Origin of the sequence: Hymenobacter lapidarius (assembly GCF_001816145.1) — a bacterium.
GTDB classification, from domain to species: domain Bacteria; phylum Bacteroidota; class Bacteroidia; order Cytophagales; family Hymenobacteraceae; genus Hymenobacter; species Hymenobacter lapidarius.
Window position 1 is genome coordinate 78,589 of sequence record NZ_MDZB01000164.1, and the last position, 14,538, is coordinate 93,126.

Below are 14,538 nucleotides of genomic sequence, written 5' to 3' on the forward strand. Positions count from 1 at the left end.
GTCCTCATGCGCGTTATTCTCACTCTTGCTTTTGCTGGTGCTGCTTTTGCTGCTGCTGCCCAGGTGCCCATGCCCACGCCGGCCCAGTCCCGGCCGGTGCTCATCACCGGGGCCACGCTGCACGTGGGCAACGGCACGGTGGTGCCCAATGCCACCGTGGCCTTCGACAAAGGCCGGCTGACCTACGCCGGCCCGGCCGCTGGTTTCACCCAGGACAAGGCCGGTTTCGAAGCCATCGATGCGGCCGGGCAACACCTGTACCCGGGGCTGATAGTGCCCAACACCACCCTGGGCCTCACCGAGGTAGAATCCATCCGCGCCACCGTGGACGACGAGGAGGTGGGCATGCTGAACCCCAACGTGCGGGCCATTGTGGCCTACAACACCGACTCGGACATTCTGCCCACGGTGCGCACCAACGGCGTGCTGCTGGCCCAGACCACCCCGCGCGGTGCCCTGCTGGCCGGCCAAAGCAGCGTGGTGCAGCTCGACGCCTGGAACTGGCAGGACGCCGTGGTGCGCGCCGACGACGGCCAGCACCTTACCTGGCCCCAGATGGTGTTCCGCCTGAACCCCAACGAGGACGCCACGGCCCTTGAGCGCCGCCAGAAGGCCCGCGAAACGCAGCTCCGCGACCTGGAGCAGTTGTTTGGCGAAGCCAGCGCCTACCGCCAGCAGCCCGCGGGCCGCCCCGAAAACCTGCGCCTGGCATCTCTGGCCGGCATCTTCGACGGCAGCAAAACCCTGTACCTGCACGCCGATTACGGCAAGGAAATCATCGAATCGGTGCGGTTTGCCAAGCGCATGGGCGTGCAGAAGGTGTCTGTGGTAGGCGCCCGAGATGCCTGGATGGCGCTGGACTTTCTGAAGCAGAACGACGTGAGCGTGGTGGTGTCGCGGGTGCACGCCCTGCCCCGGCGCGACGCCGATGACTACGACCAGCCCTACAAGCTGCCCGCTCAGCTGCAGGCCGCCGGCATCCGCTTCTGCCTGGATTACCAGGGCGACCAGGAAACGAGTGGCTCGCGCAACCTGGCCTTTGTGGCCGGCACCGCCGTGGCCTTCGGCCTAACCAAAGAGCAGGCCCTGACCGCCGTAACGCTTTCCACGGCCCAGATTATGGGCATCGACAAAGACTACGGCACCCTGGAAACCGGTAAAAGTGCCACCCTGGTACTCAGCAAAGGTGACCTGCTGGATATGCGTACCAACGCTGTTTCCCGCGCCTTTATCGACGGCCGGGGCATCTCCCTGGAAAGCAAGCAAACGTACCTGGAGAAGAAATTCCGCGGCAAGTACGGGTTGTAGGAACCGCCATTGCCAGAGGCCGGCTGCGGAGAATTTCGCCTTTCCCGCCGTTCTTTTGCAGTGTACACCCACGCGTGCTCTTAGCTGGCGCGCCCCCGCTGATGCTCCGTTTTCTTTCGCTGTTTCTACTATTTCCGTTTTTTGTTCAAGCCCAGGACGCTTTTGTTCCCGATGAGCGGGCCTACTATGGCATCATTAACCGGGGCAGCGGGCGCAGCCTCGACGTGGCCAGTGCCAGCCCCACTAGTGGGGCGGCGGCCGTGCAGTGGGAGTTCACGCACGCGCCCAGCCAGCAGTGGCGCTTCGTGCCCCTGCGCGCGGGCAGCGAGTACTACCGCATCGAGGCCCGCCACAGCAAGCAGTGCCTCACCGTGAGCAAGGCCGGCGAAAGCATGGCCTTGGTGCAACGGCCGTTCCAGGGCAGCGCGGAGCAACAGTGGCGCCTGGTGCCGGCGGGGCCGGCGGGTAGCTTTCAGCTCGAAAACAAGAGCGAGAGCCGCAGCGCGGCGTTGTCGTCGGCCGATAAATTCAACGGCACACCAGTGCTGGCGCAAAAAAGCAACGGTCGCGCCAGCCAGCAGTGGCGCCTGTTTCTGTTGCGCCTCAACGTGGCGGAAGGGCCTTCCCCGTTCGGCGTCCCCCAGCCCTTGGCCGGCCCCGTCAACTCGCCTGGCAACGAGGTGAACCCCGTGCTGAGCCCCGATGGCAACTCGCTGTACTTCGCGCGCACCAAGTTTGCGGGCAACACCGAAGGCAACACCGATTCCGGCGATGCCTGGCTGAGCCGCAGCGCCGACCAGGGCCAAACCTGGGGCCCCGTCACGCGCCTCGACGCCATCAACACCCCCCAGAACAACGAAGTGGTGGCCGTGGCCGGCGCCGAGGGCCAGACCATTTACCTGCGTGGCACCTACGAAGGAGGCACCTCCCGCGACGAGAGCCTGAGCAAGACCAGCCGCGCCGCGGCCACCGCCGGCCCCACTAAAAACTTCAAACCCGACGCCGTTCGGGTTGCGAACTATTACACGGCCGTGCCGGGCTCTGGCTTTTTCATTTCGAAAGACGAGAAAATCATGCTGCTCTCGCTGGAGCGGGGCGACTCGGAGGGCGGCAACGATATTTACCTGAGCCGCGCCGATGGCAGCGGGGGCTACACCGAGCCCAAAAGCCTGGGCGCGGTGCTGAATTCGCCCGGTTTTGACTTTGCGCCCTGGCTGACGCCCGATGGCAAAACTCTGTATTTTGCCTCTTATGGCCACATGGGCTACGGCTCGGCCGATATGTTTGTGAGCCAGCGCCTCGACGATAGTTGGACCCGCTGGACCGAGCCCCGCAACCTGGGCCCCGCCCTCAACGGCCCCGGCTTTAACGCCTACCTCAGCCTGACGCCGGACGGCAAAACGGCTTATTATTCTTCCTCGGCCACGCCCAACGCCACCAAGGACATCTGGCGTACGGGCCGCGCCGTGTCGGCCGATTCCCTGCTCGTGGCGCCGGTGGTGGTGGTCACGGAAGCGTCGCCGCGGGTCTACGTGAGCGGCCGCGTGCTGGACGCCCGCACCAAGCAGCCGGTACCGGGTGCCGTTGTGAAAGCCAACCTGCAGGCCAACGCGGCCGGCATTCAGTTCAACGCCACCAGCCGGGCCGACAACACCGGCGGCTACCAGATGTCGCTGCTGCCCGGCAAATACTACCTCACCGCCACCGGCGGGGGCTTTCTGACGGTGGGCGACACGCTCATTGCCAGTGGCTCGCCGCGCCGCGACTTGCTGCTGCTGCCCGCCGCCGTGGGCGCCAAAGTGGACTTGCCCAGCATCATTTTCGCCCAGGGCAAAGCCGGCCTGCTGGGGTCGTCCTACACCGAGCTGAACCGGTTGGCCATTGCGCTGCAAGCCAGCCCCAGCACCGAAGTACGCCTGGAAGGCCACACCGACAACGTGGGCCCGGCCGACAAAAACCAGCAGCTCTCCGAAGACCGGGTGGCCGAAGTGAAGCGCTACCTCGTGGGCCGCGGCGTCAACGAAAACCGCATTACTACCGTGGGGTTCGGCGGCACCAAGCCCAAGTTTAAGAACGACCGTGAGGAAACCCGTCGCCTCAACCGGCGCGTGGAGCTGGTGATTGTGAAGTAAGGGCGTAGCCAGAACTGAGCAGCAAGATTAAGACAGTAAAACATTTGCTGATAATGTCTTACTGAAGCTGTTTAGAAAGTCTATTTCCTAAACAGCTTCAGTACTTAAGCATATAAGGATGACCGCCACCATTCTTTCCGAAGACACCATTCCCGGCCTGCCGTCCGCCTCCGGAATTGAGGTGATTGGCCCCGTGGCCTACGTCGTCAGCGACGATGCGCCCTTTGTGTATTTGCTCGATGCGACCACCCTGGTCGTACTCGCGCAGGTGCAGCTGTTCAAAAGCATGGAGTTTGGCTTGGGCCGCATTCCCAAAAGCACCAAGCCCGACCTTGAAGCCCTCACGGCCCTGACGTGGCCCACGGGCCAGGCCGGCGTGCTGGCAATGGGCTCGGGCAGCACGCCGGCGCGCGAAAATGGCTGGTTTCTGCCAGTGTCGGGCGGCGACCCGGTGCTGGTGGGCCTGGCCTCGCTCTATGCGCTGCTCCGGGCACAGCTCGCGCCAGGTGCGGTGCTCAACGTGGAGGCGGCCGCCACCTCGGCCACGGAGCTGCTGCTGTTTCAGCGCACGGTGGGGGCCACGGGCGGAGCGTTGCTGTTTCGGCTGCCGCTGGCAGCCACGCTGCGGTTTCTGGCGGGCCAGGCGCCGGCGCCGGCAGTGGCCGGCCGCAGCTGTTTCCCGTTCCCACCATCGACGGGCGACCAGCCGGCTTTTCGGGCGCCACGTTTGTCGGCGACCGATTATTCGTTACCGCCTCGGTAGAAGACACGGCCGATGCCGTGCTGGATGGCCCCGTGCTCGGCTCCTTCGTGGGCGTTCTGGACCTTAAAAAGAACACCGGGACCTTTGCCCGCCTGGTCTGGGCCGATGGCCGCGCCTACCACGGCAAAGTAGAGGGCTTGGCCGTGCGCCGGGCTTTGGCGGAGGGCCGGTGGGAGCTACTGCTGGTAACCGATGACGACGCGGGCGGCAGCACGGCCGTGCTTGCCGAAGTGGTTCTGTAAGCGCACCTCACCCCGCCGGCACCTCACCCCCTGACCCCCTCTCCAGAAAAGAGGGGGAACCGGAAATGCTCCTCACGGAATCGTCCCCACCAACCGGTGCCCCCTCTTTTTTGGAGAGGGGGTCAGGGGGTGAGGTGAACGCCAGGGGGTGAGGTTACACCGAGCAAAACAACTACTTCCTGAAATCCTCCACAACCTGCAAAAACATGGGCGAAGGCACTTCCGCCGTTTGGCCGGTAGGAGTGAGCCGGCCCGTTTGCTGGTCCACGCGGTAGCTCACCAGGTTATTGGAATTTTGATTGGCTACCAGGAGCAGGCGGCCACTGGGGTCGAGGACAAAATTCCGGGGTGTTTTGCCTTGCGTGGGCACGTGCTGCACGGGCTTGAGCGTGCCGGTAGCCGCATCGATGCTGAACACGGCAATGCTGTTGTGGCCCCGGTTGGAGGCGTAGAGGAACCGGCCGTTGGGCGAAACGTGAATGTCGGCGCAGGAATTGGGGCCGGCAAAGTCGGCGGGTAGGGCCGGCAAGGTCTGGAGCTTGCGGAACTGGCCCGCGGCCTTGTCGTAGGCCAGGGCCGTTATGGTCGAGTTGAGCTCGTTTATCGGGTAGGCCAGCTTGCCGTTGGGATGAAACGTGAGGTGCCGGGGGCCGGCGCCGGCCGGCGCCACAAAGGCGGGCTCGGCCGTTTCCGTCAGCAGGCCCTGGGCAGTGTTTAGGCGGTAGCGGTGCACGCGGTCGGTGCCCAGGTCCACGGTGAAGGCATACACGTTGGCGGGGTCCGTGATGATGCAGTGGGCGTGAGGGGCTTCCTGGTTTTTGTGCGGGCCCTGGCCTGCGTGCCGGGCCACGGAACTGGGAGGGGCCAGCTGGCCATCGGCACCTATAGCCAGCAGGCTGCTGGTGCCGCCCACGTAGTTGGCCACCAGGGCCACTTTGCCTTTGCCGTCGAGGCTGATGTAGCAGGGCGCGGCCCCCGCCGAGGGCTGCTCGTTGAGCAGGGTGAGGCTGCCGGTGCGCTGGTCTACTGCAAAAGACCGCACGCTGCCGCTTTTGGCCCCCCGAAAGGTCTGGGTTTCATTTACAGCATACAGAAACCGCTTCTTGCCGTCAAGGGTCAGGTAGGTGGGGCTGGCGCCGCCGGGCTGGGCGCTTACCAGGGCAAGGGCCCCGGTAGTGGAGGAGAGACGGTAGAGGAAAATGGTGTTTTCCTGATTTGAAGCCACGTTGGTGCCCACGTACACCAGGTAGTCCTGCGGGCTGGCGTTCACTGCCGGTCGGGTGCAGCCCGCCATCCCCATCACAAGCAAGCCAATGCTGCTGATAATTGAACGGCAGCGGGGCGAAATAAGGGCGAAAAGCATCAGGAGCATGACTTTGCAGGTGAGCTACAAATGTGCGACAAACACTGCACACCAAGGCCACTGGCTAAAGCAGTTGTGCAACAAAGCGGGAGGGGGGCTTCGTCTTCGCGGCTGCCCCATCAACCGGAACCGTCGTGCTGACGCAGGAAGCATCCTGTCGCTGCCGAACGACCGGTTATGCCTTGGTAAGATGCGTCGCGAGTGGCCGCCAGATAGTGCTGACAGACACGGTGATGAATGGCGGGCTGTCTCAGTCCAAACCGGCGGCGCCAGCTCCGGCCAGCGGTTAGTTATTGGCGAGCTGCTGGGGCTGGGGCAGCGTTCGATTCGCTTCCGGCGTGTCTGCCTGCTGTTGCCGCGTTGCCGCTGGCAGCTTGTTGCTCGGCGCGCAGCCACTCCTTGGCTTCGTCGATGCTACCAAACATGCGCATTACCAGCCGTCCGCCCAGGCCCAGGTGCATGGCCTGTGCCGAAAGGGCGGCCATGGATTCGGGGCTGACCACGTTGGCAAAGTGGGTAAGGCCCAAGGCCAGGGCACGCGGGGCCCAGTCCGTCACAATCCACTCCACGGCGTGGTCCCAGGGCCCCACCACTTCGCGGTTGTCGTTGAGCAGGTAGGCGCAGGCATTGGTTTGCAGGGGAGCCAGGCAGGCATCCGCCCCTACTTTAATGCCGGGTTGAGTCTGGTACCCTATCCAGTTGTTGTACACCCACTTATTGGCGCTATCGTGCTCGATGGTTAGGTATACCTTGCCGAAAGCATTTGTTATTTTTTGGAGCATGAGCAGAAGGGGGAGAGCACTACGGGGCGTGCCGGCAAATGAAGATGGAATGAGCAGTGCCCTGGGCTGTGAAGGTAGTTGGTGTTGCCTGCCTGAGGGCACCTGACCGCCCTTTCCAACCCTGTCGCTAAGGAAAGGCCGCAAGCTGCATGCCTGACGAAGTAGCTCTTGCTGAATTCTACGGTTCAGCATTAACGATGCCAAACTGGCTGGTGCTATCGTTTGGTTTAAATTTTTGCTAACTACATCGGGTTCCAAAACATCAAAAAAGTCGGCTTTACCTACTTCAAGACCCATACTTACCCCGCCAGCAGCCCGGGGCTGGGTTGAAGACGTTTGCCACAGGCGCGCCATGCTCAAAACCCTGCCCAGTCCTCGTTTGCAACCTATTCGGGCAGCATGATGGAGGCACATTGTACGCCTAATACACAGCTGATTAGGAATTAGGCGCCATCTGCTACAAGCTTAAAACCGGCTGCCAGTGGCGCCGGCCGTCCCCGGTAGCATCCGGCCCACTGCCCAACTGCCCCAGCCTACTTCGCGTCGCTCGGGTGCAGCCGCTCATACAACAGCTGCGCGGCGGCATTCAGTAGAGGCTGGTCGGTGGTGCGCTCCTGGCAGCGCTGCAGGTCGTAGTGGCACAGCGTGCCGAAAGCCTTGCCCTCCCCGTCGCGGATAAGCGCGCCGCAGTAGGAAATAACCGGCGTTTCGATGCCCAGCGCCTGCGGGTCCACGGTGGCGTCCAGAATCTGCACCGGGGCCTCGGTGCGGCCCACCAGCGAGCAGTACGTAGCGGCCATGGGGGCGTCGGCTCCCTGCCGCACATCGTCCAGTTTCCGGTCAAACAGCACCTCGCTGCGCAGCATGTCCCCATCGAAACGCCACATGCCGGTGTAGCGGTGGGGCGTGCGGTGGTTCAGGTAGCCCAGGGCGGCGTGCACCCCTTGCTGGTGCAGCACCGCGGAAAACTCGGCTATTTCCGGCTGCATGGTGTCTTCTTCGTTTCGGGTAGTTGCGTCCATCATAATAAGGGGGAAAGCCCGGCGCACCAGGCGCCGGGCTTAAGTACCGTTTTAGGCGTTGTTGAGTAAAAGTAATTGATGTTACGCGGCCCCTGCGTCCATTGGCCGGAAACAGCGTTTCTCAACGCAACAAAAGCCGCTTTTTGAAGCGTAGCCGCATTTCGTGCGTAACATCAGAAAGTAATAAGAGCCATGACCACTGTTTGTAATTTGCGGTAGCTCGGCCACTTGCCGGGCCATTTCCTGCGCCACCAACCGCGCGGCCCGGCGCCACGCAATGGTTTCCTTTAGAAACGGTGGGCATCCAGCACCGCTTGCAGGTCTTGCAGACGGCCTTCCACCTGGGTCAGAAAGGCCTTCGGCACGGGTACCTCGTGGTCGTTGCGGGCGTTGAGGTAGCGCACCAGCGCGTTGAGGGCCCCGATTTCTTCGTGCAGCTCGGCGCTCAGGTGCGTCCATTGGCCTTCGCCGTCGTTCGGGCGGGCGCGGCATAGCTGGCGCACGGCCAGCGTGTGGCTGACCAGGCTCGCGAGCAGTTCCAGAATGCGCTGCTCGTCGGGGGTAAAGGGGCGGGGCTCACGGTCGACGAGGCACAGCGTGCCGAGCGGGCGGTGGTCCGGCAGCAGCAGCAGGGCCCCGGCGTAAAAGCGCACGTGGTTTTGTTCCGCCGCCCGCAGGGCCTCGGCCGGAATAGGGGGGTGGTGTTCCAGCGTCACGTCGTGGTAGACCACGGCCCGGCCCAGCGCGATGGCCGTGGAGCACAGGGCCTCCGCGCGCGGCTGCCGGCGGTGGCCGGGCATGCCCACGTTGGTCGGGTAGTGCACGTCGGCTTCTTCTACCACGGACAGAAGCGAGATAGGCACCTGGAACAGGCGCGCGGCCAACGCGACGAACTCTTCGAATACGGGCTCGGCCAAAGCGGCGAGCACCTCGAAAGAACGTAAGGCCAGGAGCCGGGCATATTCGTCGTTGGGCAGGGCGGAAGGGGGAAGGTTTACCATGCGGGCAGTAGGTAAAAGGGAGCAACGGACGCAAGATAAGCATACAAAAATGCTGCCCTACAGCCTGCGCCGGGCCGTGGTGGCGAAATTCGCCTAAGCCAGAGCGAGCGGGCCGTCTGGCCCGCTCGCTTCGTATACGCCCTGTCCTTCAACGTGTAGCCGGTGCTTATTCCAGGTCGATGAAAAAGGTGGTGCCCTCGTTCTCCTTGCTTTCGAGCCAGATTTTGCCCTGGTGCATCTCCACTATCTGCTTGGTGATGAACAGGCCCAGGCCCGTGGTGGTGTCGCCGTACAGGCCCGGCCGCGCGGCGAGGTGAACTTGTCGAACACGTGGGGCTGCAGCGCTTTCGGAATGCCCAGCCCGGTGTCGTGCACCACGAGGCGAACGCGGCCTTTGAGCTGGCGCAGCCCCACGCGAATCTTCCCGCCGGCGGGCGTAAAGTTGAGGGCGTTGGAGAGCAGGTTGTCGAGGATGCGGCCGAACTTGTCGGCGTGGATGTTGGCGTGAATGGGGGTTTTGGGCCGTTCCAGGCGCAGGTGAATGCTTTTTTCCTGCGCCGAGAGGCGGAACACGGCCATGCGCTTGTCCAGGAAGGCCCCCAGGTTGGTGCGGTGTTTGGTGGCGCGAGTGGCCTCTAGCTGGCCCAGAAACAGCACGTCGCGCAGCAGGGCGTTGGCTTGCCCGCAGGCCTGCTCCGCCAGGGCCAGCAGCTCCTCTACGTCCTGCCGGGCCTTGGCCGAGTCGATGCTGAGCACCCCGGCGTTGCCCCGTAGCATGGTCACTATCATGAGGATGTTGGCGAGGGGCGCTTTGAGGTCGTGGGCGGCCAGCTGCAGAATGGTTTCCTGCGTGGCGTAGAGGTGCTGGTTGGCCAGCTCCAACTCCTTGCGTTTCGTTATATCTTCCAGCGTGGTGTAGCCCAGCTCGCCTTCCTCGTCGGGAAAGAGCACCGACGTGACCCGGCACCAGAACGAGGACTTGTCCGGGCGCACCAGGCAGGTTTCCAGCACGAAGCTCGGCTTCCTGTGGGCCCAGAGCTGCTCCTGCAGCTGCTCCCAGTCCTGGACAAAGTCGGGGTGGGCAAAGTCGATGATTCTGCGCCCCACCAACTGCTTCGGGCCTTTCAGGCCTAGCATCGTGGCCAGCGCCTGGTTGGCCTGGCGGATGCACAGGTCCGGGTCGATGATTTTCTGGCCCATCGGCGAGTTCTCGAACACGGTCCGGAACCGGTCTTGGCTGCGCTGGTACCGCTCGTCCACTGCTTTTTGCTCGTCGCGGCCGCCTTCTGCTCCCGCAGGCGGGTATTTTTTTCCTGCAGGGACTTGACCTGCTTCTTCTTGGGGGCGGACGAAGCCGGGGTGGATGAGGGGGAGGACATAAATCAAAGGGAATAACGAAGGGAAAGGGCCAGTCTGCGCCGCCAGCGGTCGAGGCGGTGGTGGCGTCCAGCTCAAGGTATACGCCAAACGCCCCGCCCTGGTCCATGCGGCGGGTGAAGTTGCAGCACCTGCCCATCGGGCTCGAAAGCCGACAACCGGAAGGTGCCGCCTTTTTTATTATGCTGGCTTTACAAGGCACCCCGGCACTACTTTTGTGCGGCGCCGGTTTACCGGAAACAGGACCTGTTCACGCCCGGCTTTCCCACGGGCCTGCTCTTTTTATGATAAAACTTTCCAGTGTGCTACTGGTCGACGACGACCAACTCACTAATGACCTTAATAAACGCCTGCTGCAGGAACTGGGCGTCGCCGACCAGTACCTCTCGGCCAACGACGGCGTGCAAGCCCTCGCGGCCCTGGAGCAGCTCGCTTTGGATGCCAACCCCACCAGCCCGGTTCTGGTGCTGCTCGACGTGAAGATGCCCCGCATGGATGGCATGGCCTTTGTCGACGCCTACCAGCAGCTGCCCGAAAACCAGCAACAAGCCGTGGTCATTGTCATGCACACCGCCTTCATGAGTTCGGACGACCTCGGCCGCGTCGAGTCCCTGCCCATCGCCGGGCTGGTCAGCAAGCCCCTCACGAAAGAAAAGCTCGACACCATCCTCAAGCTCCACTTCCAACGCCGCTTTCCGGCGTCGTAGGGGCTCACCGAGCCAGTTGCAATACTTACGAGCAGAACAAGCGGACCCGTTGGCCCGCTCGTTTCGTTTCCACCCTATCCCTCAAAACGCGGCCGGTCCTTGAATCCCGCTTAGTGGCGCAAAACCGCGCAGCAGCTGCTCCAGACGCTGCCGTTCCTCCACCGGGCTCAGCCAGCCCATCGTCTTGCCCTCGCCTCGCGTTTCTAGGCAGCCGGCAACCCTGCTCGCAGCTGTCTGTGTTGACTTGCATCTTCGTCGTCCGAACGTAGCGCGTTGCCCAACTGCGGCTCGGCTCGCTTGCTTCCCTGCGCTACGTTTGCCTATGTTTCCGCCCGCCGCTGCCGCCCTTGCCCCCGATGCTGTCCTGCTGCGTGAGTTGCTGGCGGTGTCGCTCACCGGCGTCATTCTCTACTCGCCCCGGTACGCCCCCGCTGGTTCGGGTGAGATAACCGACTTCACTTCGAGTACCTGAATCCTGCCGCCCAGCGCATGATGGGCATGCCCGAAGTGCCCACCCTCACCCACCTGGGGCATTGGCCGCACAGTAAAGACCACGGCACCTTCCATTTCCACGTCCAGGCCTTCGAGTAGGGGGAGCCCCGCGAATACAACATCAACTACCAAGCCGACGGCCACGACAACTACTAACGCCTGGCGGCCCGCCGCGCCGGAGCCGGCCTGCTGGTGAGCTTCACCGATACCGCCGACCAGCCCCGCCCGCCCGTCGAAACCGCCCTGCGCGAAAGCCAGGCCCGGGAAGAGGCAGCCCGCGCCGATGCCCAGGCTGGCCTACTGACCTTGGGCTACTACAAATTCACCTACCAGCCCCTGCACGACGCGTTGGGGCAGGTGACGGGCCTGATAACCGTTGGCATTGAAGTGACCGGGCAGGTCCTGGCGCGCCAGGACCTGCAGCAGCTCAACCACGAGCTGGAAGCCCGCGTGCAGCTGCGCACCCACGAGGCCGAGGCCGCCCGCGCCGAAGCCGAGGAGCAGCGCAACCGCCTGCTGCGCCTTTTCGGCCAGGCCCCGGCCCAGATTAACCTCTTCGCTGGCCCCGGCCACGTCTGGACTTTGGTGCACCCCCACACCCAGGAGCTGCTGCCTACCCGCCCGCTGCTCGGCCGGCCCCGCCGCCAGGCCCTGCCCGAGCTGCCTAGCAGCAGCTACCTCACCAAGCCCCTCACGCGCGACAAAATCAGCCAGCTGCTCCTCGAGTACTTCCCGCCAACCCAGGCCCGCCCGTAACGCCACCATCGGCCGGGGCCTCGGCACCGATGATAGCAGCACTGCTGGCTTCAAGCGTGGCGAGAAGGGACTGCAGGGGCACGTAGGGACGGGAACGGGGGCAGGATGAGTTCGGAGAGCCGTCGCAGTGGTCATTGCCGCGATAAATACCTGCTTACAGCGGTTCTCAGGGTGATGTACCGTTTCGTCAGGCTCTCCTCTTTTTTGGAGAGGGGCTGGGGGTGAGGTCCTCCGACTGCGCTACGTACACGAATCTGAAAACCGCTATAAATCACCTTGTCAGCAGCCCTTAAACACGGTTTGTTTCCTAATCTCTTTATTTGCCAACCGCCTGGTTAGTGAAAAGTGACGGCCTCTACCAACTGGTCGGGCAACCGGCTGCCAAAGCCCTCGGCCAAGGGAACTTCCACGGTAAACACGCTGCCTTCGCCCTCGGTGCTGGTCACGGATACCGCCCCCTCGTGCCACTCCACGATGGTTTTGCAGAGCGACAGGCCCAGGCCAATGGTTTCCTCGCCCCGCAGGCCGGGCCGACGGGCGCGGGTGAACCGCTCGAACACGTGCGGCAGCATAGCCGCCGGAATCCCGATGCCGTCGTCGGACACTTCCACCCGCGCCCGGTCGGCCAGCCTCACCACGGCCACCCGCACGTGGCCCTCGTGCGGGGTAAACTTCATGGCGTTGCTCACCAGGTTGATGACCACCTGCGTGAACTTGTTCACGTCCAGGTTCACGTACACGGCCGCCGCCGGCAGCGTGTAGGCGAAGTGGTGGCCCAGCAGCTCGTGGCCGAGGCGCAGCTGCTCCAGGGGGTCGCGCAGCACTGCGCCCAGGTCCACCCGGTCAATCTTCAGGTTCGTGGTCACGGCCGCCGCGAATTCGGTGTTGATGAGGTCGCGAATCATCTTCACGCTCTCACGGCTGGTGTTCTCCAGCATCTGGAGCAGCTGCACCTGCGACTGCCCGGCCTCGGGCAACTCCTCGCGCAGGTATTGGGCCAGCTGCTCCACCATGACAAAGGCCCCGCTGGCATCGTGCGAAAGGACTTCCAGCGCCACGTTTTTGCGGCTGTTGAACAAGTCGGAATTGGCCTGGTGGTGCTTGGCGGCGCTGATGTCGTGCAGCGTGCAAACCAGTAGCGGCCCCGTCGCCGCCGCCGCCGGATGGTAGTAGGGGATGGCCGCGAACCACTGCGCCGACTCGTCCCCGCGCTGCAAGCGGACGTTAATTTCGCCCAACTGCTCGCCCCGCACCCACCGGGCCCAGTGCTCGGCCAGGTAGCCCCGGTCGTCGGGGTGAACGCGGGCCAGCAGGGCGGGCAATTCGGCGTTGACGCTGGCATCGGTGCCAAGCAACACCTGCTCGTAGGCGTGGTTGACGAAAATCACCCGGCCGGCGGCAATGTCGTAGACAAACTGCACTTGGGCGCTGGCGTTCGCCTGAGCCAGGAAAAGGGCCGCAAAATCAAGCATGGTATGGGGGAGTAGGAAAAGCAGCCCCTGGAACAGCGGGTACGGTAATGGGCGCTACCTTTTGGCAGATTAGCAATGGTGAAAATTTGTTCGGGAGGCAACCCTTATCGGGTGGCGCAAGAGGAATTAAGTGGCAACGTGCGGCCGGGCCGGTCCTGCCGTTTCACCAGCCGTTCTGTTTTATGTAGTAGCGCTCAGCAGGTGGCTGCAGACTTGCAGGGTGCCCGCGTCGGCATCGGCCTGCACGTGCACGTAGTACTCGACAAAGGTGCCGGGTGCCAGCACGTCCTCGTCCAGGTAGGGGGAGCGGGCGTAGACGGCCACTCGGTGCCATGGCCCGGCCCGGCCACCCACCCGGCGAAAGATGTGCGCCCGTTCTGCCGGGTGGCGGGCAAAAGCCAGCTGCCGGCCGGCCGGAATTACGTCAAGCCCAAGGAATAGGAAGGGCATGGGCTCTTGCACTGGAGTGGAACAAAGCGTCAGTAAAATGAAGGACTGCCCCGAACTGCTACCGGGCCAGAGTGGCCAGCACCAGTAGCGCGGCGCGCGCCCGCGTTTTTACCGTGGCCAGGGGAATGCCGAGCTCTTCGGCGGCTTCCACGTGCGTGCAGCCGCCGAAATACAGCAGGTCAATGACTTCGCGCTGCCGGGGCTTTAGCTGCCCGGCGAGCTCCCGCACCCCAATGTGTTCGGGTTTGAAGGAAGCCGGTGCGGGGACCCGTTCCGCGCCGGCTACTTCCAGCGACCGGTTTTGGTGGTGGAACCGGTAGCGGGGGCTGCGCAGCACGTCCACGGCGTGGTTGGAGCACACGCGCGCCAGCCACGTGAAGAGCCGGCCTCGTTCGGCGTCGTAGCTGTCAATGTGGAGCCAGACTTTGAGCCAGGCTTCCTGCAGCACATCCTGCGCCAAGGCCTCGTCGCGCACCAGACGCAACACCACCCCCAACAAGTTTTTGGCGTACCGCGCGTGCAACAAGCGTAGGGCTTGCTCGTCGCGCGCCAGCAGGCGCTGGAGAAGCAGGGCTTCGTCGGGGGCCGTTTCACGCAGCATGGACGCGGGATTCATGGGAAGCAAGGTGAGGGGTGGGGGAAGCCTCCCGGCGTCGCGCAACGCCTTCGGC

16 protein-coding genes are annotated in these 14,538 nt (G+C 63.7%); 7 read left to right on the plus strand and 9 right to left on the minus strand.

Features of this window, described 5'->3' with window-relative positions:
* Window positions 1-6: 6 nt before the first annotated feature.
* The 4 genes from BEN47_RS18875 to BEN47_RS18890 all read left to right on the plus strand — a co-directional run bounded on the left by BEN47_RS18875 (window position 7) and on the right by BEN47_RS18890 (window position 4,445).
* A complete protein-coding gene (locus tag BEN47_RS18875; RefSeq protein WP_070730726.1) occupies window positions 7-1,308 on the plus strand; it encodes an amidohydrolase family protein in 1,302 nt (433 codons plus the stop codon).
* Between the two features lie 101 nt (window positions 1,309-1,409).
* Window positions 1,410-3,440 carry an RICIN domain-containing protein gene (locus tag BEN47_RS18880; protein WP_125921812.1) on the plus strand — a complete coding sequence of 677 codons (2,031 nt, stop codon included), beginning with the start codon at window positions 1,410-1,412 and terminating at the stop codon, window positions 3,438-3,440.
* A gap of 118 nt (window positions 3,441-3,558) precedes the next feature.
* Window positions 3,559-4,203 carry a DUF6929 family protein gene (locus BEN47_RS18885; RefSeq protein ID WP_070730729.1) on the plus strand — a complete coding sequence of 215 codons (645 nt, stop codon included), beginning with the start codon at window positions 3,559-3,561 and terminating at the stop codon, window positions 4,201-4,203.
* On the plus strand, window positions 4,131-4,445 hold the full coding sequence (locus BEN47_RS18890) for a DUF6929 family protein (RefSeq protein WP_438830508.1): 315 nt from the start codon (window positions 4,131-4,133) through the stop codon (window positions 4,443-4,445). Before BEN47_RS18885 ends, BEN47_RS18890 begins: the two co-directional genes overlap by 73 nt.
* 172 nt (window positions 4,446-4,617) lie before the next feature.
* On the opposite strand, the gene BEN47_RS18895 is transcribed toward BEN47_RS18890, so the two are convergent.
* The 6 genes from BEN47_RS18895 to BEN47_RS18915 form a co-directional block, all read right to left on the minus strand.
* The gene (locus tag BEN47_RS18895) at window positions 4,618-5,808 is read right to left on the minus strand and encodes a lactonase family protein (protein ID WP_158011105.1); all 1,191 of its coding nucleotides are present in this window, start codon (window positions 5,806-5,808) and stop codon (window positions 4,618-4,620) included.
* Between the two features lie 290 nt (window positions 5,809-6,098).
* A complete protein-coding gene (locus tag BEN47_RS18900) occupies window positions 6,099-6,590 on the minus strand; it encodes a hypothetical protein (protein WP_070730733.1) in 492 nt (163 codons plus the stop codon).
* A 533-nt stretch (window positions 6,591-7,123) separates the two neighbouring features.
* Window positions 7,124-7,615 (minus strand): hypothetical protein, encoded by a 492-nt coding sequence (locus BEN47_RS18905; RefSeq protein WP_125921813.1) that lies wholly within the window; start codon window positions 7,613-7,615, stop codon window positions 7,124-7,126.
* Between the two features lie 284 nt (window positions 7,616-7,899).
* On the minus strand, window positions 7,900-8,613 hold the full coding sequence (locus BEN47_RS18910; RefSeq protein ID WP_070730737.1) for a GAF domain-containing protein: 714 nt from the start codon (window positions 8,611-8,613) through the stop codon (window positions 7,900-7,902).
* Between the two features lie 166 nt (window positions 8,614-8,779).
* Window positions 8,780-8,851: a HAMP domain-containing histidine kinase gene (locus BEN47_RS22925; protein WP_083322604.1), complete on the minus strand. Its 72-nt coding sequence runs from the start codon at window positions 8,849-8,851 to the stop codon at window positions 8,780-8,782.
* 5 nt (window positions 8,852-8,856) lie between these two features.
* A complete protein-coding gene (locus BEN47_RS18915; protein WP_125921814.1) occupies window positions 8,857-9,999 on the minus strand; it encodes a PAS domain S-box protein in 1,143 nt (380 codons plus the stop codon).
* 275 nt (window positions 10,000-10,274) lie between these two features.
* Here BEN47_RS18915 and BEN47_RS18920 point away from each other — a divergent pair, with 275 nt between their 5' ends.
* From BEN47_RS18920 to BEN47_RS18925, 3 genes are all read left to right on the plus strand, one after another.
* On the plus strand, window positions 10,275-10,697 hold the full coding sequence (locus tag BEN47_RS18920; protein WP_070730741.1) for a response regulator: 423 nt from the start codon (window positions 10,275-10,277) through the stop codon (window positions 10,695-10,697).
* Between the two features lie 322 nt (window positions 10,698-11,019).
* A complete protein-coding gene (locus BEN47_RS21620) occupies window positions 11,020-11,169 on the plus strand; it encodes a hypothetical protein (RefSeq protein WP_158011106.1) in 150 nt (49 codons plus the stop codon).
* 212 nt (window positions 11,170-11,381) lie between these two features.
* Window positions 11,382-11,945, plus strand: coding sequence for a PAS domain-containing protein (locus BEN47_RS18925; RefSeq protein ID WP_070730743.1), 564 nt, complete (start codon window positions 11,382-11,384; stop codon window positions 11,943-11,945).
* 335 nt (window positions 11,946-12,280) lie between these two features.
* Here BEN47_RS18925 and BEN47_RS18930 read toward each other — a convergent pair whose 3' ends face one another.
* The 3 genes from BEN47_RS18930 to BEN47_RS18940 all read right to left on the minus strand — a co-directional run bounded on the left by BEN47_RS18930 (window position 12,281) and on the right by BEN47_RS18940 (window position 14,483).
* On the minus strand, window positions 12,281-13,417 hold the full coding sequence (locus tag BEN47_RS18930) for a PAS domain-containing sensor histidine kinase (RefSeq protein WP_070730746.1): 1,137 nt from the start codon (window positions 13,415-13,417) through the stop codon (window positions 12,281-12,283).
* 180 nt (window positions 13,418-13,597) lie between these two features.
* On the minus strand, window positions 13,598-13,867 hold the full coding sequence (locus BEN47_RS18935; RefSeq protein WP_070730748.1) for a hypothetical protein: 270 nt from the start codon (window positions 13,865-13,867) through the stop codon (window positions 13,598-13,600).
* Between the two features lie 58 nt (window positions 13,868-13,925).
* A complete protein-coding gene (locus BEN47_RS18940) occupies window positions 13,926-14,483 on the minus strand; it encodes an RNA polymerase sigma factor (RefSeq protein WP_083322595.1) in 558 nt (185 codons plus the stop codon).
* Between the last annotated feature and the right edge of the window lie 55 nt (window positions 14,484-14,538).